The following is a 26301-nucleotide window of genomic DNA, read 5'->3' as shown; positions in this document are numbered from 1 at the left end:
CATGCGGGTTTTCTGCATGTAGAAATTTTCCGTCAAGGTGTCCGCGGTCATTAAAATTTTCAAGTCCTCGCCAACATATTTCGCGCTGACTTCAGCCTTGATATCGGTGCAGTCTTTTCCGCTGGTACATTGTTTTTCAGAGCAGGGGGCGCATTTCATTTTTTATCCTCTCCATTTAATGAGTCAGGGAACAGGTCGTTGGTATTGATCAAGCGGATTCATATACGCAGCACAATTTTCGTTAAGGGTTCAACAGCGCTAATCAATGTTGCCGCGGCCGTGGAAAGCCCGGGAAGGCAGATACCCATGCCAGATGATTTCGCTGTTTTCCAGGTACCGGCAGGCGGTCTGGTCCGGGGGGCGGTAAACCAGTCGGAATTGTTCGGACCACTCCAGCCGGCCGATTTCCTTCACGGTTTGATCGTCATTAACCAGCCATCTGGGATCGGAAAGGTCTATGTCCATTGTTTTTTCCTGCTGGGACTGCAGGACAATGACATGGTTGTCGCCGGGGAGAAGCGATTCGCACGGGTTGCCGGCCGGAGTATAGTGTTTTTTTGCCCAGGGGACCGGTTCAAGGTTAAGGGCGCATGCATTTGGCAGATCGACGATCGCCAGGGGTGCGTCCGAGGTGTTTGCCAACGTCAATCTGATGGCGGCGCTGCCGGGAGTGTCAGCGGTCCGGGGATTCTGGGCAGGGCGTCTGAGAACCTGCAGGCCGATGCCCAGCGGGCTCCAGCGATACCCTTTGATAACGGCCTTTCCGCCTGAGCTGACGGCGATTTCCATTTCAAGGGGCACCTGGACCTGGCTGCGCCCCCCGCGTCGGTTTTCAATCTTTTTGCCTTTTCCCTGCTGGACGAAATAAGCTTCGATGCCGTAATCGATCCATGCCGGCGAACCGGTCCTCATGGCAGCGTGATGGTAACGGCTGCGCCCTTTGATGAACAGGCCGTCGGGCGGCTTTTCCAGGCTGACACCGGCCGGTTCAAACAGTCCGTTGGGGCCTTCAATCAGTTTTACGAAAAGCGGGGTTCCTTTTGGCAGCTCTTTAAGACCTTTTGTCGCAGCGGGCTTATCCAGCGCGATTCGGGAAATTTCGTAGTTTAAGCGGACGTAGTCGCCTCTGAAGATATCGCGCGGATCAATCGGCGCTGTTCGCAGATGGACAATGGCGCCGGCTCGCAGAATGGTTTCGCGTTCACCGGCCATAAAGGCAAGTACCAGAAACTGAGAAAGAATCGCCAGCAGAATGAATGTTTTTCTCATGTTGTTTTTCCTGGAGCTGTTTTTTTTGTTCTGGAAAAATACAGGCCCACAGCGAACAAAGCGGCGCCGGTTAGAAAAAATACGAGGGATCTGGCCAGCAGGCTGGTAAAAAGGTCCGTGTATCGCGTAGCGGCAATAACGGCAAAAAGCAGGCAGCCGGTTGCGGTTAATTTAAGATTTGAGGACTTGCAGCCGGAAACGATCATCATGAGACAGTGAAAAAGAAAAAGGAGATTGAAGATGGCGGCGCCGACCCACCCCCGCAATTCCAGCAGCCCCAGGGTATTGAGTAAAATGACCAGCAGCGTCGCCATTGTGCCGTAGTCATCCGGGCGAAAGGGGATACGGGTCGGCTTCTTGGGCCATGCGATCCGGACGGCCAATATCCAGAGCGCCACAGCCGCAAATGCAAAGCTGAAGAAATAGATACTGTCCGGGATCTTGTCGAAATGAACGCTGAACCCCCCCCGGCCGCGGTGGTGAAAGCTTAGGGCGAACAATACCGACAGATAGACGGTGGAACCGATGAACCTGAATATGGGGCCGCTTTCAGGAAAATGCGCATGAGCGCGAACGATCAGACCCATCGCCATCAGGCTTGCGGCGCTGAAAAAGACAACCAGAACGACCAGGTCGCTTCCCATCTTGGAAACGGAAAAGGCAAGGGTCAAGAGAAACGCGCACACCGTCGTGGCCAGCAGCACCCTTGAACGATTAAGCCAGGCAAGGGGCGACAGACCGGCTAAAATCAGAAAAGGTGAAAGCGGCTGCGGGCTTTTAAAATCAAATACTTCAAAGCCGTTCCACAAGAGCAGGAGGATGGCGGCCACGATCCCCTGGGCGGTTGAGGGCAGTGCCCAGGCCAGCGCCAGCGCCCCCAGCCCCCAGATTAAAAAGGCGTTGGGATAATGCTCCTGGATATGGTAGATCTGCGCGACCAGCCAGATGCCGGCGCCGAACAGCATGGTTCCCAACAGGTAGAGCCCTTCCCCGGTCACGCGATATTTGCCTTCGGGACGATGGAGCCGGCCGGCGGAGAAATGAACGGCGGCCAGTGCCAGGAAGATCAGCGCCAGTTTTGCAAATTTGGGCATTTTTTCCCAGTTATAGGCAAACATTAAAATGACGCCGAGTCCGAAAAGGATCGCACCAATGCTGAAAAAGATGATCCGGCTCCAACGGGTCTCTTCACCGGAAGCCGGATATCGGCTTTTGATGATTTCGCCTTGTTCGAAGGCGACAATCCCTTCCCCCACCCAGTTGTCGATTTCATTAAAGAGCCAGTTAATCTGTTTTTTCATGTTGGACTGCTCAACTTTCATTCTGAAAATGGAAACATGGTTCTTTGATCCGGGGTCGTATCTTTACTTGCAGTAAACGCGGTCTTATGGATTTAGTTATTATCAATATCATGATATCATTGTTTCAATCAAATTTTTTCTTGCCGGCGGCGGCGTCCGGCTGTAATCATTTGGAAGACTGGCACCAGGCCCTATGCTGGGGACGGCAGGCCCTGGATGCCGATCCGGAAAATTACCGCCATCAGCAGTTGCTGAAAGAAATCGCTGAAAAGGCGAATGAATAAAGTTATGGTAAAAATACAAATTCCAATAAAGCAAAACATCTCCGGGTCGAATAGTTATTTTAGGTTAATTGGCAGGTATGGCCCCGTTCGCCTCGAAACTTTGAAGACGCTTTTCGGTCAAGGGATGGGTGGAGAGGTAGTTCATCCATTTTTTTTCTGAATCGCCTGATGGATCGGCCCGTTTTCTGTCGATGCGGCGCATCAGCCCGGCAAAGTGTATCGGTGCGATTTTATGGGAACGCAGGTAGCCCAGGGCATATTGGTCCGCCTCGGTTTCAAACCCGCGGGAATAGGCCAGTTGGGTCAGCAGCACCGGCAGGCCCAGAAAAAGCTCCGACGATCCGGAAACATCACCGGTGATTGCCAGAAGCGCAAAACCCAGCAGAGAATCCTGTACCATGGTGCGCATGCCATGGCGGTGGACCACATGCCCGATTTCATGCACCAGTACCGCCAGCAATTCATCATCATCCGTTGCCAGCCCGACCATTTCATCGGTAAGTATAATCGTTCCGTCGGGAAGTGCAAAGGCATTCGGGCCGATTTTGCCGCCTTTACGGAACTGAATGGTGAGCTTGTCATCCGGATGGTTTGTTATGGCCGACTGAAAGTGCGTCAGCAGGCGGGCTTGCTCGATAGCCTCCAGTTGCGAGGGGGCTAAAAGGGATCTATCCAAAAATTCAAGGGTCTGATTGCCGGCCACTTTGAAGACTGACGGCGGTAGGCGAAAGGCAATTATTTTGGCCAGAAACGGAACCCCGTAGCGGATGCCTCCCCACAGGAACAGAAGCATGATCAACAGCGCGGTCAACACATAAGGCCAGCGGCTTTCCAGCCGATGAATCAGTGATAATCCGGACGATCGTTTGAAATGGGCGTTCAGGCGGTCGACGGCTTCGTTGTCGTCGGTTTCGAATTTTTCTCCGTTTGGAAAGTATAGATAGCGGGGGGTATCGGCCAGACGCCCAGAGGTATCAATGCGCAAGCGCGGCAGAGAGAGAAGCAGCGCGCCGGTTTCAAGCTGCTCCACACGGACCGCGCCGCTGTCATATATCCGGCATATGGCCGGGGTTTGCGCCGACGTGCGGCCATCGTACCATCTTCCCGCAATGGAAATCATAGGCCGAAGTCCATGTCAAAAAAATCGCTGACTTCGCCGGCGAAAGCACTGACCTGCTTTTCTTCACCGGCAATGAAGCTTTCAAGCTCTCCAGCGGCAACCAGCGTCATATTTTCCAGTTTATAACGGTACGCCCGGACCTTTGCCCAGGGATAAAAAAGGCCCAGGGTCAAAGCAGTGGCCACTGAGTTGGCGGCAACGATAACGATCAGGCCCCGCACTTTCAGGTTTGCGCTGAAGCGATGGCCCGCCAGCCGGCCGGAGTTAAAGAGCAGGTTGGTGGTTTGTACCGAAAAGTAACTAAAAAGATAAAGGTATAAAACCAGGCCCAGCAATGGGACGATGGGCACGAACACAAAGGCCGAGCCGACAATCGCAACAATGCCGAGCAAAATCGGCAGCAGTGCCTTGAGATAAAGCCCGTAATAATCCTTGGAAGTTGCACTGAAACTGAATCGGGTGCTGCCATAGGAACTGTTTTCAACAATAAACTTCTTCTGGCGGTAATAAGCGGCCGGAAAAAGAAGACCGAGGGTTAAGAAGGACAGGGCCGGCCATAAGATGAAAACCAAGGCGGCGTCTTTGACGCTGCCGCTGAACCCGAAACGGATATTTCTGAAAGAACTGTTGCGGGCATTAAAAGACAGGGAGCGAACCACGATCCAGGGCAGGACAAAAACGAAAACCAGACTGAAGACCGGGCCGGCAATCGGGATCAGTTGGGATACCGTGGAAGTGATCAGTACCATGATGACGATAATCACGCGGCCTTTTAGAATTTTAAGCGGCTTGGCAAGATACTCAAAGCTGGCGCCTTCCAGCCGCGTGCTGCCGTAAAAGTACTGTTTTCTCCTGACCTTGGCCCAGGCTGAATAAATGCCCAGCGTCAGAATGGACAGAATAATATTGACGATCCAGATTTTAAAGTAAGCGGATCCGCTTCCCCGAAATTCAAAGGGTATTTTCGAGGTTGCTTTTACCGGCAGGGGTGCCGCCGGGACCGGTTCTGCGGTTTCAGCCGGCTGGCCGCTCGCGGGGGGTATTCTTCCTGATTTCGGCAGATTAAGTTCACGACGATCCGAAGCCTGGACAGGGTCGGTCTTTTCAGGCAAGATGGCCGGTCCGCTTTTGGATAGGACAATATCCAAGCCGGCCCGTTTTAAGGCTGTACCGATTTTGCGGGCGGTGGCCTCATCGGTATCTTTCTTTAAAACCATCCGGCCGCTTTTCAGGATCTTTTCAGCCTTTTCCCCGCTGAGAGCGAAAGTCGTGATGAGTTTTGATTTTGCCGTTGCAACATCAAATCCCGGCAGTATTTTCCCCCGATAGATAACGTTGTATCGCGGCGCTGTCATGGCTGCCTCCATGTTCTCGTTTGAGAACTATGCAAAACTCCCCCTTTTGTTCAATTTCGACGCCTGCCCCGTTGAATGCGAAGCGTATTTGTTTAGGTGTTTAAAATTCCAGTTGGCCGGTGGCGTCTACGGAAAACGTCTTGCTACCCCTTGAATGGCTGGCAGTGATCATCAGGGTGATGGCATTTCCTGAAATGGTCAGCGTTACGCCGTCCGAGTTCCTGAAGCCGTAACTATCAAGCTCGGTTACATCTGAAAATGTTTTATTCGGATAATCAGTGAAATACGCCCGGGCCGCATCATATAAATTTTTAGAGTCGGATGTTGCCAAGGCATCATATCCTTTTCTTCAAAAAGTTCTAAGTGCACAAAATCACCCGGCAGCCTAAAACCCAAAGCTGCGCTGCTTATCGACGTCCAGCCTTCCTTAACATTTCACTTCCGAACCGCATCATTTTTCCGACAGGGATCGCATGGTGACCTCGTGGGGGACCAGTTCAAGGCCGGAATAGGTGCAGACTTCACGACAGGCACTGCAAAGCATGCACTTGGCGGCATCGAGTTCGGGGGTATCACTTCCTTTGGACAAAGCCCCTGAAGGGCAGATGTCGACACAGGCGCTGCAGCCCTGGCGGTGCTGGCATACTTGCGCGGAAATGGACGGCCGGTAGGCTACCCGCTGCCGGTAAAAATCGATGGACGTCCGCCCGCTGCCCACGCCCGCTTTGTAACTGTAGCTCGATTCGGGCGGCGTCGGCCGATGATATTCCGCAATGACGTCCGCACGGCCGATGACGCTGATACGGTCCATCTCCGTTTCCCCCAGCGACAGGTCCCGGGCCAGGCATAGATAGGGAACGTCCTCCAGGTTAAACCCGACGATGTGGGCTTCGACCCGGTCCAAAGCCGCGGCATCATCCGAGGCCAAGACCTTGTTGACCCATCGGGTTTCAGGCGATGCCGGGCCGTAGCCTTCCATGGCTAAAATGGCGTCCATGATCACAAGATCAGGCGGCCGCAGCCGGAACATTTCAATCACGATTTCAGCAAATTTTTCGGGCTTGACGCAGTGATAGTGATACCAGGCTTTTTGCCCGCCGGTCAGCAAACCGTAATTGTTTTTAATGGCGCCGCTGATCATGGTCAGGCCGTGGGTTTTCATCTTGGGGACGGATATGTAAACGTCCGCATCCAGGACATCTTTGAGGACGGCCACCTTGCGTTTAAAGGGTTTATCCAGTTCGACCACCGTCAGGTTCTGGTTGAAATTGCGATAATAGGGCCCGGCGGCTTCTTTCAGCCGGGAATTGCGGAAAACGTACTCCGAATTTCCATAGGATTCGGTTCCCACTGAATCGCCGACCGTGATTGCTGCGGGGTTGAGTGTTTCCAGCTTTGCAATGACGGCCTGCAGCAGCCGGTAGTGGGTCACCATGGCGTGCCGGTCCGGGTCGCAGGCCTTCAGGGCGTTCATTTTGACCGCGACCCTTTTGCCGCGGACATCCACCGGAAAAATCGCAAAAGCCTGTTCGACGGCTTCCCGGCAGTTTTCATAGGTACTGTCCATTACCAGAACTTTACTCATTTGTTTTACCTCATCATTTGGTTGGTGTGAATCACCGGGCATCGTCTGTTTTGTTAGCCGATAAGGTTTAAAAACCAGGCGGCATTTTCAGTTGACTTTATAAATTGCAGAAACGGCATCTTTAAACCAGAGCGGCCGTTCGAGCACAACATATAGGAGGAAGACACCCAGGATCGGAATCGGGATGACCACATCCACGGCGCTGAGCACAGCCAGCAGGCAGAGATACTTCGTCTTGATATTCATACCATGAAACCTTTTGAAAACCCGAATTTTGTATCATCATTGAGATGATGCTATTTTTACTACTTCATACAGATCGATTCAGCCAAAAATTTTAGTCTTTCCCATATCAAAGCCGCCCGCATCATTCAAGGTCATTTTGGTATGAATCCGTAAGAGCGGTCATTGACACCCGGCCGGTGTTGATTACTTTAAAAGATAAGATTGGAGAACCCTGCAGCCCCGCCCCGGCGGGACGGGGAATGCACTCGCTGTTGCGGGTCGAAAACCTTAGTTCAAGGATCGGAACCTGTCCATTAACCCAGGGAGTCAGGCATGAAAACAAACATAAAAAAATTAACCGGAATCGTCGCGATAATCGCTATTCTGGCCGCACCGGTTCTGGCGGGGGAATATCGGCTCCTGCGGCCGGCCGAACTCAAAAATATGCTGAAGAACAAGGACTTTTTTCTGCTGGACGTCCACGTGCCGGAGCTGTCCCATATTCCCGGCACGGATGCATTTATTGATTACCGTAAAATCAGACAGAACAGTCGGCAGCTTCCGTCCGAAAAGAATACCAGAATAGTCGTTTATTGCCTGGGAGGCGGGATGAGCTTTACGGCCGCCCGGGAGTTGGTGGAAATGGGATATACCCATGTCTATGATCTGGCGGGCGGTACCCTTGCCTACCATCGGCTGCCGGATTAAATCCGGCAATGACAGCAGCTGCCTTTGTACTTGATTTCTACTCATCTGTTTTCCCCAAAAGAAATATTGGCAATTATCATATAGGGTTGCGTTTTTTTAGGATGCAGGCTATAGTGACCCGATTTTTAAAAAATCAATAGCCCTTATAGAATTCGATTCATTAAAGGCGCTGTGGAGACGTTCAGCAGGAAAACGCAATGAGGCTTCGACGGTTACCCCATAAGTTCGTGGCGCTGACGCTAATTGTCGTGTTTGCCGGGGGGTGCATGCCCTCGAAAAAGCTGACGGTTATGTCAACGGCCGCTTTGCTTGAAGACATCACGCGGGCCTCTGCCAAACAGTCCGATCTTCGGGTTATCCGCGAAGGGATGCCGGCTTATCTCCTTTTAATGGACGGTATGGTGGAAGCCTGGCCGGATAATGAGGCCATTTTGCTGGGCGCAGCCCAGGGCTATAGCTCGTTCAGCTCAGCCTTTATTGCCGATGTCGACAAAGATTATGCCGTCGCCTTGACCGCCAAGGCAAAACAATACGCACTCAGTGCACTGGAGCTGCGTGGTTTTAAAAATCTGCGTTCAAAGTCAATGGATGATTTTAAAACCGGCCTTGGGGATATGGATAAAAAGGACCTACCGTATCTTTTCTGGGGTGCTTCCTGCTGGGGCAATTGGATCGCTTTAAATTTGGATTCCATGGCGGCCCTGGCCGAACTACCCAGGGTGGAGGCCATGATGCGGCGAACCCTGGCACTGGATGCCGGGTTTTATTACGGCGGTCCTCATCTTTTCATGGGCATCTGGTATGCGTCGCAACCCAGCATGGCCGGTGGGAACCTGGACCTGTCCCGGGAGCATTTTTTAAAAGCCCGTGAATTCGGAAAGGGTCAATTCCTCATGGCCGACGTGTATTTTGCCCAATACTTTGCCCGCAAGGCGTTTGATCGGGAGCTTTTTACAGCCACCTTAAAAAAAGTCCTGGAGACCCCGGCCGATACTATACCGGACTTGACATTGCTCAACACCGTCGCCCGGCGCAAGGCCAAAGAAATGCTGGAGCGGGTTGACGATTATTTTTGACTGGAGCAGCGCAGATGATCATATCCCGAAAGTTGATGTGGATGGGGGTTATTTTTGGAGCGCTGTTCTGTATGGTGCTGCCATTAAACAGTACGGCCGGGACAGTACAAGTTAAAATTGCCACGCTGGCCCCCGAAGGCAGTCCCTGGCTGAAGACATTTAACCTGGTGAATGCCGAACTGAAAAAAAAGACAAACAACCAGGTACAGCTTAAAATATATCCCGGCGGCGTACTGGGCGATGAAAGGGATATGCTTCGTAAAATGTATATCGAGCAGATTCACGGAGCGGTCCTGACGTCTTCCACTCTTTCCCTGATTTTTCCCGAAATCAAGGTTTTCCAGGCGCCTTTTATGTTTCAGACCAGCGATGAGGTCGATCATGTTCTGAAAAAAATGGACCTCTTCTTCCGCAAGGGATTTAACGAAAAAGGATTTCGGATTATGGGCTGGTCCGAGGGGGGCTTTGTGCGGCTGATGTCGGTCACGCCGGTGGACACCCTCGAAAAAATTAAAAAAGTTAAGGTGTGGATTTGGGAGGATGCGCCCATGGCCCGGGCGATTTTCGATGAAGCCGGGGTTTCGGCCATCCCGCTTTCGGTGCCGGATGTGCTGGTGGGGCTGCAAACCGGGCTGGTGGACATCGTCTATGCGCCGCCTTCGGGCGCCATCGCCCTGCAGTGGTTCACCAAAACCAAATTCATAAACGATGTTCCCCTGATATACCTGATGGGCGGGATTGTGATCAAGAACAGCTTCATGAAAAAACTCAGTCCGGTACAGCAGGATCTGCTGGAAGAAAGCTTCAGCCGTCACATGGACGGCCTCCAGGCGATGGTCCGCCGGCAGAACGAGGATGCCATGAAGGTGATGACGGATTACGGGGTTAAAACCCTTACGGTTTCAGATGATGAAGTTGAAAAGTTCAAGGATCTGGCGGCTAAAGCGCTTCAAAAGATGTGCGGGAGCGATTTTTCCCAGCAAACCCTGAATGAGTTGAAAGAACACCTGGCGGTGTACCGCAAGACAATAAAACCATGAATCGATGGCATCGTTTCGACAATTTTATCTCCCGGCTGGAGCACATCCTGATCACCGTGCTCCTCAGTACCATGATTTTAACGGCTTTTTTACAGATCGTCCTTCGCAATTTTTTCAGCACCGGTCTGGCCTGGGGTGATCCGCTGGTCCGATACCTGGTGATCTGGGTCGGATTTATCGGCGCGGCCATTGCCACCAAAGAAGGCAAGCACATTACGATTGAAATTGTATCTTACTGGCTGTCGGGTCAGGCCAACCGCTATGTTCAGTCGGTTTCCCATCTTTTTTCAGCCCTGATCTGCGGGCTGCTGACCTGGGCTGCATTGAAATTTGTGCGGGTGGAAGCCCTGATGGGCGGGCCGGCTATTTTCGATCTTCCGGCCTGGGCGCCCCTGGTCATCATTCCGGTTGCCTTCGCCATTATGGCCCTGAGGTTTGGACTTCAGTTCGGCATCGAACTCTTTACTGTTTTTAATTCCCCTTCTAAACACGATCAGAATCTTGGGACATGACGCTGACGCTGGCTGTATTCATCACCATTGTTCTGCTGTTGATCGGGGCGCCGATTTTTGTCGTTATCTGCGGCCTGACCCTCTATCTGTTTTTTTCCAGCCAGATCGACACCTCGGCCATCATCGTTGAGATATATCGCCTGGCGACAACGCCGGTGCTGGTGGCCATCCCGCTCTTTACCTTCACGGGGTATCTGCTTTCGGAAAGCGGCGCGCCGCGGCGGCTGATACGGCTATCCAACGCCATACTGGGGTGGATGCCGGGGGGGCTTTCGGTCATTGCCCTGAGTACCTGCGCCATATTTACGGCACTGACCGGCGCCACCGGTTTGACCATCATCGCTTTGGGCGGCATCCTGCTGCCGGCCATGATGCGGGCGCGTTATCCGGAACCGTTCTCGCTGGGGCTGATTACGACTTCCGGTACGCTGGGACTTCTGTTCCCTCCCAGCCTGCCCCTTATTATTTACGCCGTTGTCGCCAAGGTGCGCATCGACCACCTGTTTATCGCCGGGATTCTGCCCGGGGTCCTGCTGGTGGGGCTGCTTTCGACTTTCAGCATTTATATATCGGTAAGGTCGGATGTGCCGCGGTCACGGTTCCAGCTCAACGAAGTATTTGGGGCGCTGAAAGACACCATCTGGGAACTGCCCCTTCCTTTAGTGGTTTTAGGCGGGATTTACAGCGGATTTTTTGCCGTCAGCGAGGCTGCCGCCATCTCGGCCGTTTATGTGCTTCTGGTGGAAGTGGTCATTTATCGCGACATAAAATTCAGCGCCCTGCCGGTGGTCATGCGGCAAAGCATGGTCCTGGTGGGCGGGATCCTGATTATCCTGGGAGCGGCCATGGGTTTGACCAATTATCTCATTGATGCCCAGATTCCGCTGAAAATGCTCGATTTTTTTAAATTGCATATTCAGAGCAGGATTGTATTTCTGCTGGTGCTGAATGGATTTCTGCTGGCCGTGGGCTGTACCATGGGTATATTTTCAGCGCTGGTCGTAGTGGTTCCGCTGATGGGGCCGATCGCCCAGGCCTATGGCATCCATCCCATCCACCTGGGCATTATCTTTCTGACCAATCTGGAAATCGGCGCCTCCATTCCACCGCTGGGGGTCAATTTGTTTATTGCCAGCATGCGCTTTGAAAAGCCGGTTTTACGGCTTTATGTTGCCTCATTGCCCTTTATTGCGATTCTTCTGCTTGCCCTGGCAATTATCACCTACTGGCCGTCTTTAAGTCTGGTTCTGGTGGAATAAAAATATCGCCCGACTATTGCAAAAATCTGTTGTTCGCGTATAATGCGGCAGAATAATTCTAAAACAACGCCGGATGGCCATTGGCGAGCCGCACCTGCCGGGAACCATCAGGACGCTAAGCGCTTATTCAACCACCTTGGAACTGGCCCGGAAGAATGGAAAAAATTCTCATTGCTGAAGATGATACGAAACTTCGAAATTTTTTTAAAATGTACTTTGAAAGGCATAAGGATACCTTCGAAGTCATCTTTGCCGGTGATGGTGAAGAAGCCATTGAGATATTGAATAAAAAATATATTGCTCTGGTTATTACGGATATTTTGATGCCCAAGCTCGACGGCATCGGGCTGCTGGCCTACATTAATAACAAGTACCCGCATATTCCCTGCATTGTTGTCACCTCCCATCCGCCGGAGGGTCTGGCGCAAAAACTGTCCAATGACAAACTCATCCGTATATTTCAAAAACCGTTTCGACTCGCCGAATTAACCGAAGCCATTCTCAAGGCCCTTGAACCGGACATCCCGGACGGAATATTAAAGGGAATATCCGTTGCCAGTTTTTTACAGATGATCAAGCTTGAAGAAAAAACCTGCCTGTTTGAAGTGCTTTCGCCGGGGATGGGCAAGGGTTTTTTTTATTTTAACAACGGTGTGCTATTTGATGCCGTTTACGGAGACCTGAGAGGGGAGGAAGCGGCTTTCAAGTTAATCGTCATGCAAAAGGCCGAGATCCGTTTCAGAAACCTTCCCAGAAAAAAAATCGCCCGGCGGATCAAGAAGGAACTGACGGGTCTCATCATGGAGGCTGCGCGGCGAATGGATGAATCCAATGGATAAGGTACTGATTGTTGATGACGATCCGATATTTTTAGATCGCCTTCGGGAAGAGCTGCAAAAATATGTGGGGCAATTCAGGTTGGTAACGGCGACAAACGGAGCGGAAGCCATAGAAATCATGGAAAAAGAGCGTATTTCAGTCTTGATTACGGATTTGGATATGCCCCAAATAGACGGGCTGGAACTGCTGGCACATATGCGCAAGCATCGCCCCCAAATCCCTTGCGTCGTGATGACGGAGCCGAAAACTCCTGATGTTGAAGATAAGGCGGATCGGGATTCTATTTTCCGTTATATCGCCAAACCCTTCGGCGCTGACCAACTTTTCGTGCTGATCATGGAAGGATTGGAACGGCTGGACGAGGGGCTTTTCTGGAGGGAACACCGCAACAAATAGTGTCCATAAACTTGTCGTTTTGTAAAAGTGAATACAGATGGATCTTAAGGAAACTATCAAGACGCTTTTCCGCGAAATAGAGGTTTATCGTTCCCACAGCCTGTTTGAAGAGGCTCAAGAAAAATGCCGGAAATTGGCAAAAGTGATCCAGCAAAACGACCGGGTAAAAAATAAACAGGAACTTTTAAACATTGTTGCCGAAAAGATTAAGACTCTGGAAAAAGAATCCCACAGGGTCGAAGCGGCGGCCGCATCAGCCCAAATGACGACAAGGGAACAGGAACTTGTCAAGCAGTTATTCGCTTTTTCAGAAGAAAAGGATGAAGATTCAGCCGCATGGGAAGGAGCGACGGCCCTGTTGGTCTTCGGCCAGTTTAAAAGGGCCTTGAATGAGTTTCAAAAATTAATCAGCAGAGAGTCGCTTCGGGTCGATGCCGCTAAAAGTATTTTACGGTGCCATATCGGTCTTTCTTCCCTGGATGAAGCCGTCAGGCAATATCATCAATGGCTTTCGAGCGACCAGTTCCCTGCCAGGGAGTTCGAGAGTATCCGTTCTTTTCTTCAGGATATTCTTGAAAAAAAGGGGATCAAACAGACCCTGCCGAAACCGGCCGCGAGCAAGGATGTCAGGGAGGAAAATACCGAGGAAGAAGAGTTCATTGATATCTTAAGTATTCAATTTCCAGGTCAGTTCAAGCATTTGGACGGGCAGGACGTTGTCCTTGACGTCGCCTACCAGAGAGGCAATCTGATCAGCGTGATTATCCTGGGGGCGGACCAGACGCTGATTAAAAAATTCAAGACCGGCTTGAGAATCGATGACGTCCAGTTTTTTTCACCGGCGGTCGTGTTCCGCTCCCCTTGTCTTGTTACTGCTGTGAACCAGATTCTGACAGGCCCCCAAAAAGGAGGGCACGCCCTGGTGATGCAGGTTTTGAATGAATAAACCGCAAAGAGGCAGGACATGGCGGCAGACCACGTTCTGCTCCCGGCAGAGCCATTTAGAGGTGACCCCCGCAAGGCGGGATCTTCGACTGGCCCTTTGAAAATTTCGCCATTTGGCGGGGGAGGACCAGGTTTTTCATATTGCAACAAAAAAAGGGGGACCCATGACAAAAAAGGTGTTAACGGTGGATGATTCGTCCAGTGTTCGTAAACTGGTTGAATTTACACTTAAAACAAAGGGGTTTGGGGTAAGCTCCGCCGGTAACGGACTGGAGGCGTTGGAGCTGATGGCCAAGGAACGGTTTGATGCCGTTATCTTGGATATCAATATGCCGCAAATGAACGGACTTGAATTTTTACAAAAGATCAGGGCCGATAGTACCTTTGCTTCCATTCCGGTGGTGATGCTGACAACCGAGGGGCAGGACGAGGATAAGGACAAAGCGGTCTCCCTGGGAGCGACCGCCTATATTGTAAAGCCTTTTAAACCTACTCAACTGTTGAGCCTATTGGAAAAAATCTTACCTTCTTCCTGATGTCGGGTGATTTGTCAGGGGCCCGGGTCAAATTTAAAGATCGGGTGGTAAACGCGCTTTAGGAGACGTTTCATGACTGATGAAAATGGTGCGCAGGATCTGGACGATCAGATACTCCAGCGGATGCTGCAGGACTTCCTGGAAGAGGCTCGGCAGCATCTGGATCAGCTGAACCTGAATCTGATCCAGCTGGAAGAAGATCCGGCGGCCGAAGAGACCATCCAGGTGATTTTTCGGACGGTTCACTCCCTAAAGGGATCCGCCGCCTTTGCCGGGTTAAAGCAAATAAGTGAAGTCGCCCGCAAGATGGAGGACGTTTTTGGGTCCGTTCGCAAAGGAACGCTCGGCATTACGGCTCTCCTGATTCAAACAATGTACGAGGGGGTGGATGTCCTGACGACGCTGATAGACAGGGCCGGGTCCGGCGGCAATGCCGAGGCGGACGTCTCTTTTATTCTTAAAAAACTGGACGGCCTCCCCAACGACAAGATTTCCGGGGTTGAAGCGGAACCGGATAGCGCCAAGGCGGCCGGCGATGAATCCAAGGAATTGTTGGGCATATATAAGAGCAGTTACGACCAGCTGGCGGCCTTGAAACATCTGGTCTACGCTTCCGCCCATCTATCGGATCCGGAGTCACTGGCCGGACTTTTTTCCAGGCAGATTCAGGATGGGCTGGCCCCGGAAAGGAATGCCGTCTGGCTGGTAACAGCGGATCAAAAGGTAACGGAGATCGCGCGCGATGGAGAAATTGTGGACAAAGATCATCGCAGAACGCTGGAGATTGAATCATCAGAAACCCTGAAATGCGTGATATATGATCAGCTGACGGTATGGCCGTCCAGAAGCCCGGGTGATATAGAGGCAGTATTGCCGGGATTTAAGTCGCCCGTTATCTTTCCCGTCAAGGCCCAGCCCCAGGCTTTCGGTTTTCTGGTTTTGGATCCGGAAGAATCGGCTGAAGTGGAAATATACCAGTTTATCGGCCAATTTGCAGCCATGATGCTCAACAACTCCAAACTCCACCAGAAGGTTGAAGCGCAGCGAAAAGAGCTGGACGAGATGACCGGGATCCTGTTCAAGCAAAACGCGCAGTTGTCCGCTCTTTATCATGTTGAACTGGAAATGATGAAGGCGAAAGATACGGCCGGCCTCTTCCGCATTCTGGTGGACGCAGCCGTCAATGACCTGGAAGCCGCCAAAGCGGCAGTCTTTCTCATCGATGAACCCACACAGGAATTGGTGGGGGTTGCGCAAAGCGGCGGCCTTGAGGGAATTGAATCCCTGCGGTTTCCCATCGGCAAGGAAGCGCCCATCAGGCACTCCCTGGAATCAGGCCGGGTGGTATCTTACAGGGATAGCGCTGAAGAACTCCGCCTGGGTCTCCACCTGCTGCAGGACTGGATTGTGATATCTCTTAAGGGGCGGGAGCGGACATGCGGGGTGCTGGTGGCCGTGATTGAAGATGATGACATCATCGATCCGATTTCTATCCTGGTCAATAATGCTGGCATCCTGCTTGATAATCTCAGGTTGATGGAAAGCACTCCGCCGTCATGATGTCTATAGGCCTTCTGAACCGGATTGCCGGTTTAATTGGGTTTTTATGGGAACCGAATATTCTGAAGGCAAAAACAGTGGGTCTCCCTATCTGAAGGTGACAGGCTAAATGGACAAGGTTCTGATCGTAGACGATGATGCGCAGCTGTTATTAATTCTGACGGAAGCTTTAGGGAAATACAGCGGAAAATTTAAAGTCAAAACCGTCAAAGACGGACTGGCTGCCATCAAAGCGATGCAAAAAGAGCAGTTTTCCCTGGTGGTAACGGACATCCAGATGCCCAGGGTTAACGGCCTGGTCCTGCTGGCCTATATGGCCAGGAATTTTCCGGAAACACCCTGTATCGTCATGACGGGTTACGGAACACCGGGTCTGGAAAAAAGGCTGGCCCGGGATTCCCTGTTCTACATGACCAAGCCGTTTAAATTGTCGGAGATGGCCGAGGCGATTATTTCCCACCTGGATCAGCATATAATGCTGGGCGGGACCTTGACCGGGGTATCGGTGACCGGTTTTTTGAGGCTGGTTGAAATGGAGTGTATTACCTGTCTGTGTGAAATCAAATCAGCGGACAGTGAAAAAGGGTATTTGTTTTTCAATGGGGGCACCCTCTACAATGCTTTTTACGGAGAGCTGAGGGGGGAGGTTGCGGCCATAGGGTTGCTTAAAATGAGCGGCGCCACCATCCGGTATAAAAAGCCGCCCCAGAAAAAAATTAATCGACAGATCAAGCGGGATCTGTCGGCCTTGCTGGCTGAAGCCGAGGGGGTTTAAAAGCCCGACCTGTCAGAGGGTCATCCCATTCCGTGTCTTAGAGGGAAATTGAAAAAATGGACAACGTCCTGATCGTTGACGACAGCGAAATGCTGATGAATTATCTGGAAGAGTCTTTTACCAAGTACCGGGACAAGTTTGCTTATTTTTTGGCCAAGGATGGTTTGGAAGCCATCGAAATTTTAAAAAACGAAACGATTGCCCTGCTGGTAACCGATCTTCAAATGCCCAGGATTGACGGACTGGGGCTGCTGGCCTATACCAATAAATACCATTCCAATATTCCCTGCATCGTCATGTCGGCCCATGGAACGCCTTCAATCAAACAGACACTGCATAAAGACATCCTGCAATTCATCGAAAAACCGTTCACGGCCGAGGCGCTTGCCAAAGCCATTATGGCGGCTTTGAAACGCGGTCTGCCGGAGGGATCCCTGTCCGGGATATCCATCATGAATTTTTTGCAGATGATTGAAATGGAACAGAAGACCTGCCTTTTTGAAGTGGAGACATCCGGCAACCCCAAAGGGTTCTTCTATTTTAAAGGCGGTGAACTGCATCATGCCGTTTGCGGTGATCTGAAAGGGGTGGAGGCGGCCATAAAGATGATCCAGATTGAAAATACGACCATCAATTTCAGAAAGCCCCCCGGCAGAAAAATACCGAGAGGCATTCACATGAAACTGACGGCATTGATCCTCGAGGCGGCCCGGCGCAAGGATGAGGGCTGATTCCTTCCGGGCGGTGTAATCTGAATGATGAAAAATGCGGGGATAAGGAAAGAGAGCGTGCGGCGTGAATGATGTCAAAGAACAATTTGACGACCTGCTGCTGAATGATCCGGAGTTGGTGGCGAATTTCATCGCTGAGTCCAAGGAGCATCTGGAATCGATAGAAGATGATTTTTTAAACCTCGAGAAGCACAAGGACCATCCGGACCAGGAACTTTTGAATAAGGTCTTCCGGGCGATTCATTCGGTCAAGGGGGCGGCCGGCTTCCTAAGCCTCGACAATATGACCCGCCTGGCGCATGTCATGGAAACTCTGCTGGCCGATATGCGGTCAGGCAAGATCCTGGCGGAGTCGCAATATGTTGACGCGCTTTTGGCGGGAGTCGATCTGCTGGCGTTGATGCTGGATGATGTTACCCGTCATCAGGATGTGGATATTACTGCGGTCCATGACCGTCTGACCGGACTTCTTGAGGGGCGGGCGACCGCGCCGGACCGTTCTGTTCCCCAGCCGCCTGCCGGCGCTGCAGCCAAAAATATTCGTTTGCCGGAGAAGGCCGCTGCAGACCGCGGCGACACGGTCCGCATCCCTGTCGATACACTGGACAAGCTCATGCTGCAGGCAGGGGAACTGGTCCTGGTGCGCAACCAGCACCTCCTGGCCGCAGATGAATCCGACCCCGTATCGCGTTCCATCGCCCATCGGCTGGATCTGGTTACGGCCGAACTGCAGGAAACCATTATCCGCACGCGGATGCAGCCTATCGGCAAAATTATCGGCAAGTTTCCCCGAATTGTGCGCGAGCTTGGGAAGCGTCTCGGCAAACAGATCCTGATTGACATCAGCGGCAGTGAAGCCGAATTGGATAAAACGATTCTGGAATCTCTGACAGACCCCTTGACCCATATTATTCGAAATTGCTGCGGTCATGGAATTGAATCCCCGGCGGAGCGGGTCCGGGCCGGCAAGCCGGAAACCGGTCTGATAAAGCTAAACGCCTTTCATGAAGCCGGACGGTTCATCATTGAAATCCGGGACGACGGCAGGGGGATCGACCTGGCTCTGATCCGAAAAAAAGTAACGCAAAAAGGTCTGAAAACCGCGGCTGAATTAGAGCAAATGAGCGACAAGGAGGTTCTGCACCTGGTCTTTCTGCCCGGGTTCAGCACGGCGGATGAGGCCAGCCAGGTTTCCGGACGGGGCGTCGGAATGGACGTTGTCAAGAACGCTGTTGAAAAACTGGGCGGTGCATTTGAGATTGTTTCTGCGCTGGGTGAGGGGACCGCAGTTCATCTCAGACTGCCGCTGACCCTGGCCATCATGCCCGCGCTCATTGTTTCCCAAAACGGCAACCTGTTTGCCATACCCCAGAACAGCCTGGTGGAACTGGTTTGCCTGTACGATGAAGACATGCGGACTAAGATCGAATATGCCGACGGTCTGGAAATTTGCCGCTTGCGGGGGCGGCTCCTGCCCATGGTAAGACTGTCCGAAGTGCTGGCAAGACCGATGCGGTTCAGCCGAGAGACCGGCGTTGAGATCGCCGGAAAGTACCAGCAGCAGGAAACGATTCCTTCGGAACCGGCTGATAAGACCGGGCCTGAGAAAGGCGCCGAATTAAAAGAGTCCCTGAACTTCGTCGTTCTCAGGGCGGATAACAGCCGTTATGGATTGATTGTCGACGGCATCCTGGGAACCGAAGAGATCGTGGTCAAACCCATGCACCGGGCCGTGAAATCCCTGGACATTTATGCGGGAGCCACCATTATGGGCAACGGCAAGGTCGCCCTGATACTGGATGTTGAGGGGATTGCCAGACACGCAGAACCCATGCTGGATATTGCCGTGACGGCTGAAGCCGGTGACAAGGATTCGGCTGGCCAGGATTTGCAAAGCGTGCTCCTGTTCAGATCCGGTCCGAAAGAGCAGTTTGCCATGCCCGTTCCGCTGATACGCCGTATTGAAAAAATTAGCATGTCCGCCATTGAGCGGATCGGGGACAGGGAATATATCACGGTTGACGAAAAATCGACACGGGTGCTGCGCCTGGATCATGCCCTGAAAGTGACCCCCGTTGCGGAACATGAAAGCATGCATCTGATCCTCCCCAGGCTTTTCAGCCGGCCGGTGGGTATTCTAATATCGGACCTGATTGATATTGAAGAAACGGCCGCTGAACTCAATACTGAAAGTTATCCGGAAGACGGTTTGCTGGGCACGGCCATTATTCGCAATACCATGACATTGTTTGTGGATATTAACCGTCTGGTGGAAATCGTCGAACCGGAGTGGTCTAAAGGAGTCCTTTCGTAATGAAAGAAACGCAGACCCCGATCCGCCAGTTCTGCACCTTCCGGATAAACGGGCGGCTCTATGGCATTGATATCCAGGATGTTAAGGAGGTCTGCCCCGAGGGCGGTTTTACGCCGATATTTCATGCACCCCAGGCGGTCAAGGGGTATATGAACATTCGGGGATGGATCTATCTGTTGCTGGATTTGCGGCGGATTTTGAGGATCCAGGAGAAAGCGGCGGAAGGGGCCGGCCGGGTCATTCTGTTTAAGCCGGGAGTGGGCGAAAATTTCGGTATCCTGGTGGATGCCATTGCCGACATCGAGACGGTTGATCAGGCGCAAATTGAAAACCGCCGCAAGCAGGACCGGGAGCTTCCGGAGGGTGCGGAGCGTCGCGGCATCGATATCGCCCTGGGGATCTGCAAAATGGAAAAGGAACTGCTGGTTATATTAAACTCAAGGAACCTGTTGGGCATCGTCGCCAGCCCTAAAACCCGCTTGGATTAGTTTAACGCTAACACTGAAGTCTGTTTTTCAGGGTATTTGGAATTTCAACAAGCGAATGAAACGCCAACAAAGCAAATTCCGTTCGGGGTCGGATATTTAATCAAACAATGAAAATCAAAATCCTCATCGTCGATGACTCCCGGATCTTTCGCAGCGCCGTTGCCGAAAGCCTGGCTGCTGAAGCGGATATCAAAGTGGTCGGTTCCGTCTGGAATGGCGCCAAGGCGATTGAATCTATCCGGTCCCATCCGCCCCATCTGGTCACCCTTGACGTCGAGATGCCGGAGATGGATGGCATCGAGACGCTGGCGGCCATCCAGAAAATCAATGCAGACAATAAGGATTCCAGGCCCATCGGCGTTATCATGCTCAGCTCCCATACCCGTGAAGGGGCCGACATCACGATTAAAGCCCTGGAGATGGGGGCCTTTGATTTTATCCAGAAACCCGAGGGGAAAAACCTTAAGGAGAGTTTTAGCATCCTTCGCCGGCAACTGATAGCGAAAATCCGTCACTTTGCAGCCGATGGGTCCCCGGCGGTTTTTGCGAAGCCGTTCTCTGCTCCAGACCCTTTGCCGGCGGCGCTGTCATGGTCGCCGGCCGACTCAAAAATCAGGGGAATTTTAATCGGCGTCTCCACCGGGGGACCCAGGGCGCTGGCGGAAATGCTGCCGCCGCTTTGTGAAAAAACAGATGCCCCTATATTCGTCGTTCAGCACATGCCGCCTACATTTACCCAATCACTGGCCAAAAGCCTGAACACAAAATGCCGTCATACCGTGATAGAGGGGACACATCAGGATGTGGTGCGGGAGGGGCACGTCTATATTGCACCCGGCGGGCGGCACATGCTGCTGGTTAAAAAGCGAAATGAAATCATAACGGTTGTCAACGACCAACCCCCGGTCAACGGCTGCCGGCCATCCGTCGATATCCTTTTTATATCCGCTGCAACGGTTTACGGACAGGATGCCGTTGCCGTGATTCTGACCGGCATGGGGGCGGACGGCACCGAAGGGGCCAGAATTCTGAAACGGACCGGAGCTGTCATCATCGCACAGGATGAAGCGACCAGCGTGGTGTGGGGGATGCCCGGCAACGCCTGGGCCTCAGGCAATGTGGACCACGTTCTGCCCCTGGGGGATATCCCCGGGGCGGTGGCCGGCCTCATGCGCCGGTCCAGTTCGCCGACCGAATATGATAAGGCCGGACAGGGCGTTTTGCATACGCCCCGTTTACCTGCCTGAAGCTCACCGCAACTATTTTTTTTCTATCTTGAAACGGTCGACCATAGATTGAATTTCAACGGCCATTTTTGCCAGTTCACCGGCCGAAGCGCTGACCTGCTGGGCGCCGCTGTTGGAATCATTGGCAGCCTGACTGACCCCCTGGGTATTGGCCGAAACCTCGGTCACGCCTTTAGCGGCCTCGGCCGTGCTTTGGGAAACATCATTGGCGCCCCTGGCGATTTCGGCGATGGCCGAGGCGATATTGTTGACACCGCTGCTGGCCTGCTGCACATTGCCGGATATCTCGTTGGCCGTGATTGTCTGCTGTTCAACGGATTTGGTGATGACCAGGGAAGATTCATTCACCTGGGTGATGATGTCGGCGATTTTGCCGATCGCTTTGGCCGCCTGTTTTGAGTTGACCTGAACCCCCTCAATCCGCTTGGCGATATCTTCGGCAGCCTGGGCGCTCTGACGGGCTAGCTCTTTAATTTCGTTTGCCACAACGGCAAACCCCTTGCCGGCGTCACCGGCTGAAGCCGCCTCAATGGTGGCATTAAGGGCCAGCAGGTTGGTCTGATCGGCGATTCGCTTGATCAGGCTGGTGACCTTGTCGATCTCCCTGGCGGCCGTGCTGAGGTCCGCCATGGTCTCCGTTGCCGAAGTGGTCATGGCCGCTGCCTTTGCGGCGGTATTCGATCCCGCCTGGGCGTTTGCGGCAACATCCTTGATGGATACGGACATTTCTTCTATGGCCGAGGCCACGGCATCCATATTCTGGGACATCTCTTCGGCCGTGGAGGAAACGCTTTGAATGTTGACACTCATCTCTTCTGCGGCCGAGGCCATGGAATTGATGTTGGCGGACATCTGTTCGGTGGCGCCGGCCACCGTCCCGGACTGGGCGCTCATTTCTTCGGCGGACGAAGCCATCTGGGCGGAAACCGTGGACATCTCTTCAGCCGCACTGGCCAGCATGTCGGCATTGCCCTTGATCCGTGCGATCATGCCGGATAAATTCTTGCAGGAATTGTCCAGGGCCGTGGCCATATGACCGATTTCATCCTCCCTGTCCATATTCAGGCGTTGCGTCAGGTCCCCGCTGGCGATGGCATTGGCCAGCGTCACCACACTTAAAACCGGCTGGGCCACCCGGTCTGCGATGATCTTTGAAATGACAACCAGGGCGGCCAGGGCGGCCAGGCCGAAGCCCAGGAGCCAGAGCTGCAGTTTCCTTTTCTCGGTGGTGCCGTATCGGCTGACGCGCTGATCGATTTCAGTGATGACCTGCTCGGGCATGGCAACCATCAGGGCGCCGATTTTCTCACCTTTGGCATCGACGATGGCGGAACAGGCCGACCGGTATTTTTTACCGGCCAGGGTTAAAGACAGGTTTTTGGGTTTATCGGTGGCAAAAATTTCATTCAGGATTTCCGGCGGCAACTGCAGGGACTGAGCGGTTGCGGCCTCTTTGTCCTGACCGCTGAACCCCTCCTGGACGATCGGTGTGTCATTAATGTATACGGCGGAAGCCAGGCCGGTTGTTTCGTAAAACTGCTTTAATGGCTTTTGATAATTGTTCAGAATCTTTCCGCCGATCAATATCCCAATCGGTTCTTTCAGTCTGTCTTTAACAACCCTGGCCGCATGCATACCCAGAAAATCCTTTCCGGCGAACCGCGGGTTTGTCAGTTGAAACGCCTTGATGAAATCGGCGTCGAGCTTTGCCACCGCTTGCAGGGTGTTTTCATCCGCCTCAAGATAGGATTGCATGGCCTTAAGGACCCGGTTGACTTTCTGCCATAATTCCGAGGACTGATAATACGTTTCAAGCCACTTGCTATCAACGCCGTTATATACTTCGGATGGAACCGATGCGATGTACTTGCCCTCAAGGTCAAACAGAAGAATAAAGTCGATTTTATCGGTCTGGACTCTGAATTCATCGAGGGTCCCGGTGATCTGGACAGTTGCCCGGGGTCCGATCATCTCGACGAGGATGGGACTGCGGGCCACCTGGGCGGTATAATCCATGATATCTTCCATTATCGTTTCAATGGTTGATTTAAACACACCGTGATAACCGGTCAGGGTTGTATTGCTCATGGTCGTCAGTTCTTTCGAAAGTATCTGGGACTGGGTCCGGATACTGGCGCCAAGCTTTAGGGATATCAGGACGGCCATCGCTAAAATGATGACGGCAGCGGTAATACAGAATGTCAAGAGTATATTGGTTTTAATGCTTTTCATCAAAAACCCTCCTATTCGTTGGCGGTTTTTATTTTGATTATTTTCCAGTCGCCGGCTTCCTTTTTTAATATCAGGGCCTGGTAGGTTTCATCCGAATAGTTCGAAGAACTGTACGCGAGTAAAAAGCTGACTTCGGTGCGATTATCCGTCACAGGTTCTGCGATACGGATATCTTTAATTTCCAGCCGGATCCATTCTTTCAGGCTGTTCTTTTGAGCCTTGTCTTTTCGCCACTCGTTTTTGCTCATTTCCTGTGAAGTAAAACTGTCCGAATAAAAGGACATGAAGGTTTCCATATCCCCTCCCTTTCCGGCCGCATTCTCCCAGGCGGTTTTCCATTTCATCAGGAACGCCTCAACTTCGTCGGACGTACTGATGTTCGCAGGGACCGGCTGTGCCGGTGGCGCTTCCCTGGATTCAATGGGGGGGGGCGGGACGGGCCGAACGATTTTATGAAGCGTCTCCGTCACGGCAGGCTTGTCGGGGGGGGGGGCTTGCTGGGGCTTTAACATAATAAATGTTAAAGCGGCGGCGACCATCAGAACGGCGCCGACCATATAAACCGGGCGGATTATTTTTATCTTGTTTTTTTCCGGCTTGGGCTTCGGAACACTTTTATCGGCTTTTGGTTTTTGAATCGCTTTTGCAGCTTTGGGCGTTGGGATTTTTTTGTCACCCACGGGTTTTGGAACATCTTTTTCCTCAATCTCAATTCTGATGTCCGGGAACTCTTCGATAATTTCCTGGCGTTTGTGGATGGCATCGGGTTTGCCCTCAAATTTGCGAAATATACCCTCGACGCTGCGTTCAATATTACGACTGTTCGGTGACAGGTCAGATTTCACGCTGCCGGGGCCCGCTTTTTTTTTTGAGGTGTTCTTTTCCCCTTCGGTCATTTTAACTCCTGAAACAGAATGAATCGGTTGAGCCTTTAAATCCGTATGAAACGCTTCAGAATATCCGGGTGCTTCACTATACTTCCATTCCCAGGCTTTCCATGATTTTCCCGATCAGGTCTTCCTGTGAAAACGGTTTGATCAGGAAGTTCCTGGCGCCATGATGGAGTGCTTCGGAAATTTTCTGTCGTTCCTGCTCGGTTGAAACGAAGGTAACCGGGATCCCCTTTAAAAGGCTGCTGGATTTAAGAATTTTCAGCATTTCGATACCGTCCATGACCGGCATGTTCCAGTCCAGAAGGATCAGGTCGACCCTGACGCCTTCGGTGTTGAGGATCTCCAGCCCTTCTTTGCCGTCGGCAGCTTCAAGAAATTCAAAACCCAGTACGTCAACGGCACGTTTGATAAACTGTCGGGTTGCTTTTGAATCGTCTACGGATAAAATTTTCATAACGGGGACTCCTTATTTGAGTTCTTTTGCATAATAAAATCCCATGGTATGCCGAAACATTCTATAGTCCTGGGTCAGATTGAATAGGGACTCTGAAGCGCCCAGAAAGAGATTCCCGCCCGGTCCCAAAACCCTGGAGATACGCTTCAGAATGTCTTTTTTGAATTCATTTGAAAAATATATCAGTACGTTGCGGCAAAAAACAATATCCTGATTCTCGAGATGATAGAAATCATCCTGCAGGTTCAGCTTTTGAAACCGGACCATTTTTTTAACGTCATTTTTTATGACCCAGACCTTACCGTCCGGATCGAAATATCGGTTTTTAAGCTCTTCCGGAAGCCCGCGGGACATGGCCAGACCATCGTAGCGACCGGCCATGGCAATATAAAGCACGGCTGAGGAGATATCCGTTCCCAGTATTTCAACGTGCTCGGGTTTTAATATCTGCTGTTTGCGGATGAACTCCAGCACGGTCATCGCAATCGAATACGGTTCCTGTCCGGTTGAACATCCGGCGCACCAGATTTTAATTTTACTGCGCCTGCCCGATCCAATTTCAGCGGCAAAATTTTTAAAAAGCTCTTCCCCCAAAATGACAAAGGGGCTTTCATCCCGGAACCAGAATGTTTCATTGGTGGTAATGGCTTCAACAATTTTATCGCGCAACCTGAAAGAGACGTCCGAAAGCGCTTTATGGTAAAGTTCGGCAAATGAATTACAGCCGCTTTCGACCATCAGGGATGTCAGGCGGGTGCACACAAGATACATTTTTTCTTCAAGCAGGAAGATACCGCAGTTTTGTTCGATATAATCCCGAAGAAGATGAAATTCATTGGAATCTATTTCTGCTGTCGCAAACCTCATGATCTATTCGGTCCGTTCAATTATTTCTGGCGGCCCCTGAGGGCCGCTTGAACTGTTTCAACTACCTGCTTTTAAGATAAAAACTTCTATAAACGTAAACAAAATTAGGTATTTCTCAAAGGCCCGGGATCAGAAAGTATAAGGGAATCAGGGCGGCAAGTCAATAATGATCCCGCGATCGGACAGGTCCCCGGGTGGTTTGCCCATCATCACCCTGATTCACCGTCAAGAAAAGTAAAAAACCTCGTTGATCCTGAAGAATCAGGGTGATAGGTTAATTTTAGACAAA

At 51.9% G+C, this 26301-nt stretch carries 27 protein-coding genes; 16 read left to right on the top strand and 11 right to left on the bottom strand.

Annotated features, from left to right (window positions below):
* Positions 1-258: 258 nt before the first annotated feature.
* On the bottom strand, positions 259-1269 hold the full coding sequence (locus P1P89_14715) for a GDYXXLXY domain-containing protein (protein MDF1592767.1): 1011 nt from the start codon (positions 1267-1269) through the stop codon (positions 259-261).
* Positions 1266-2570, bottom strand: a complete 1305-nt coding sequence (locus P1P89_14710) for a DUF2157 domain-containing protein (GenBank protein MDF1592766.1) — start codon at positions 2568-2570, stop codon at positions 1266-1268. Before P1P89_14710 ends, P1P89_14715 begins: the two co-directional genes overlap by 4 nt.
* A gap of 86 nt (positions 2571-2656) precedes the next feature.
* Here P1P89_14710 and P1P89_14705 point away from each other — a divergent pair, with 86 nt between their 5' ends.
* A complete protein-coding gene (locus tag P1P89_14705; protein MDF1592765.1) occupies positions 2657-2854 on the top strand; it encodes a hypothetical protein in 198 nt (65 codons plus the stop codon).
* 64 nt (positions 2855-2918) lie between these two features.
* Here P1P89_14705 and P1P89_14700 read toward each other — a convergent pair whose 3' ends face one another.
* The 5 genes from P1P89_14700 to P1P89_14680 form a co-directional block, all read right to left on the bottom strand.
* Positions 2919-3974 carry a M48 family metallopeptidase gene (locus tag P1P89_14700; GenBank protein ID MDF1592764.1) on the bottom strand — a complete coding sequence of 352 codons (1056 nt, stop codon included), beginning with the start codon at positions 3972-3974 and terminating at the stop codon, positions 2919-2921.
* The gene (locus P1P89_14695; GenBank protein ID MDF1592763.1) at positions 3971-5329 is read right to left on the bottom strand and encodes a DUF898 family protein; all 1359 of its coding nucleotides are present in this window, start codon (positions 5327-5329) and stop codon (positions 3971-3973) included. Before P1P89_14695 ends, P1P89_14700 begins: the two co-directional genes overlap by 4 nt.
* Positions 5330-5429: 100 nt before the next feature.
* Positions 5430-5660, bottom strand: coding sequence for a hypothetical protein (locus tag P1P89_14690; GenBank protein ID MDF1592762.1), 231 nt, complete (start codon positions 5658-5660; stop codon positions 5430-5432).
* Positions 5661-5780: 120 nt separating this feature from the next.
* Positions 5781-6914 (bottom strand): DUF362 domain-containing protein, encoded by a 1134-nt coding sequence (locus P1P89_14685; GenBank protein ID MDF1592761.1) that lies wholly within the window; start codon positions 6912-6914, stop codon positions 5781-5783.
* A gap of 87 nt (positions 6915-7001) precedes the next feature.
* Complete coding sequence (locus P1P89_14680) at positions 7002-7160, bottom strand: hypothetical protein (protein MDF1592760.1); 159 nt, start codon at positions 7158-7160, stop codon at positions 7002-7004.
* Between the two features lie 312 nt (positions 7161-7472).
* Between P1P89_14680 and P1P89_14675 the strand changes: the two genes are divergently transcribed.
* The 15 genes from P1P89_14675 to P1P89_14605 all read left to right on the top strand — a co-directional run bounded on the left by P1P89_14675 (position 7473) and on the right by P1P89_14605 (position 21566).
* Complete coding sequence (locus P1P89_14675) at positions 7473-7847, top strand: rhodanese-like domain-containing protein (GenBank protein MDF1592759.1); 375 nt, start codon at positions 7473-7475, stop codon at positions 7845-7847.
* Positions 7848-8044: 197 nt separating this feature from the next.
* Entirely contained in the window at positions 8045-8923 is an 879-nt protein-coding gene (locus tag P1P89_14670) for a TRAP transporter TatT component family protein (protein ID MDF1592758.1), read from the top strand.
* 14 nt (positions 8924-8937) lie between these two features.
* Positions 8938-9963 carry a TRAP transporter substrate-binding protein DctP gene (dctP, locus tag P1P89_14665; GenBank protein MDF1592757.1) on the top strand — a complete coding sequence of 342 codons (1026 nt, stop codon included), beginning with the start codon at positions 8938-8940 and terminating at the stop codon, positions 9961-9963.
* Entirely contained in the window at positions 9960-10475 is a 516-nt protein-coding gene (locus tag P1P89_14660; GenBank protein ID MDF1592756.1) for a TRAP transporter small permease, read from the top strand. The genes dctP and P1P89_14660 overlap by 4 nt, the downstream gene beginning before the upstream one ends.
* Complete coding sequence (locus P1P89_14655) at positions 10472-11734, top strand: TRAP transporter large permease subunit (protein ID MDF1592755.1); 1263 nt, start codon at positions 10472-10474, stop codon at positions 11732-11734. The genes P1P89_14660 and P1P89_14655 overlap by 4 nt, the downstream gene beginning before the upstream one ends.
* A gap of 155 nt (positions 11735-11889) precedes the next feature.
* A complete protein-coding gene (locus P1P89_14650; GenBank protein MDF1592754.1) occupies positions 11890-12573 on the top strand; it encodes a response regulator in 684 nt (227 codons plus the stop codon).
* Positions 12566-12970 carry a response regulator gene (locus P1P89_14645; protein MDF1592753.1) on the top strand — a complete coding sequence of 135 codons (405 nt, stop codon included), beginning with the start codon at positions 12566-12568 and terminating at the stop codon, positions 12968-12970. Before P1P89_14650 ends, P1P89_14645 begins: the two co-directional genes overlap by 8 nt.
* 37 nt (positions 12971-13007) lie before the next feature.
* Positions 13008-13916, top strand: a complete 909-nt coding sequence (locus P1P89_14640; protein ID MDF1592752.1) for a hypothetical protein — start codon at positions 13008-13010, stop codon at positions 13914-13916.
* 163 nt (positions 13917-14079) lie between these two features.
* Positions 14080-14451 (top strand): response regulator, encoded by a 372-nt coding sequence (locus P1P89_14635; GenBank protein MDF1592751.1) that lies wholly within the window; start codon positions 14080-14082, stop codon positions 14449-14451.
* A 72-nt stretch (positions 14452-14523) separates the two neighbouring features.
* The gene (locus P1P89_14630; protein MDF1592750.1) at positions 14524-16011 is read left to right on the top strand and encodes an Hpt domain-containing protein; all 1488 of its coding nucleotides are present in this window, start codon (positions 14524-14526) and stop codon (positions 16009-16011) included.
* 109 nt (positions 16012-16120) lie between these two features.
* On the top strand, positions 16121-16786 hold the full coding sequence (locus P1P89_14625) for a response regulator (GenBank protein MDF1592749.1): 666 nt from the start codon (positions 16121-16123) through the stop codon (positions 16784-16786).
* Between the two features lie 56 nt (positions 16787-16842).
* Positions 16843-17517, top strand: a complete 675-nt coding sequence (locus P1P89_14620) for a response regulator (GenBank protein ID MDF1592748.1) — start codon at positions 16843-16845, stop codon at positions 17515-17517.
* Positions 17518-17581: 64 nt separating this feature from the next.
* Complete coding sequence (locus P1P89_14615; GenBank protein ID MDF1592747.1) at positions 17582-19831, top strand: chemotaxis protein CheA; 2250 nt, start codon at positions 17582-17584, stop codon at positions 19829-19831.
* Positions 19831-20319: a chemotaxis protein CheW gene (locus P1P89_14610; GenBank protein ID MDF1592746.1), complete on the top strand. Its 489-nt coding sequence runs from the start codon at positions 19831-19833 to the stop codon at positions 20317-20319. The genes P1P89_14615 and P1P89_14610 overlap by 1 nt, the downstream gene beginning before the upstream one ends.
* 107 nt (positions 20320-20426) lie before the next feature.
* Positions 20427-21566: a chemotaxis response regulator protein-glutamate methylesterase gene (locus tag P1P89_14605; protein MDF1592745.1), complete on the top strand. Its 1140-nt coding sequence runs from the start codon at positions 20427-20429 to the stop codon at positions 21564-21566.
* Between the two features lie 12 nt (positions 21567-21578).
* On the opposite strand, the gene P1P89_14600 is transcribed toward P1P89_14605, so the two are convergent.
* From P1P89_14600 to P1P89_14585, 4 genes are all read right to left on the bottom strand, one after another.
* A complete protein-coding gene (locus P1P89_14600; GenBank protein MDF1592744.1) occupies positions 21579-23798 on the bottom strand; it encodes a methyl-accepting chemotaxis protein in 2220 nt (739 codons plus the stop codon).
* A gap of 11 nt (positions 23799-23809) precedes the next feature.
* A complete protein-coding gene (locus P1P89_14595) occupies positions 23810-24694 on the bottom strand; it encodes a hypothetical protein (GenBank protein ID MDF1592743.1) in 885 nt (294 codons plus the stop codon).
* Positions 24695-24770: 76 nt separating this feature from the next.
* A complete protein-coding gene (locus tag P1P89_14590; protein ID MDF1592742.1) occupies positions 24771-25145 on the bottom strand; it encodes a response regulator in 375 nt (124 codons plus the stop codon).
* A 12-nt stretch (positions 25146-25157) separates the two neighbouring features.
* Positions 25158-26012: a protein-glutamate O-methyltransferase CheR gene (locus P1P89_14585; GenBank protein MDF1592741.1), complete on the bottom strand. Its 855-nt coding sequence runs from the start codon at positions 26010-26012 to the stop codon at positions 25158-25160.
* Positions 26013-26301 lie beyond the last annotated feature (289 nt).

It is taken from the genome of Desulfobacterales bacterium (assembly GCA_029211065.1).
GTDB lineage: Bacteria > Desulfobacterota > Desulfobacteria > Desulfobacterales > JARGFK01 > JARGFK01.
The sequence above is the reverse complement of the archived record's forward strand: the minus strand, read 5'-3'. Positions and strand labels throughout refer to the sequence as shown.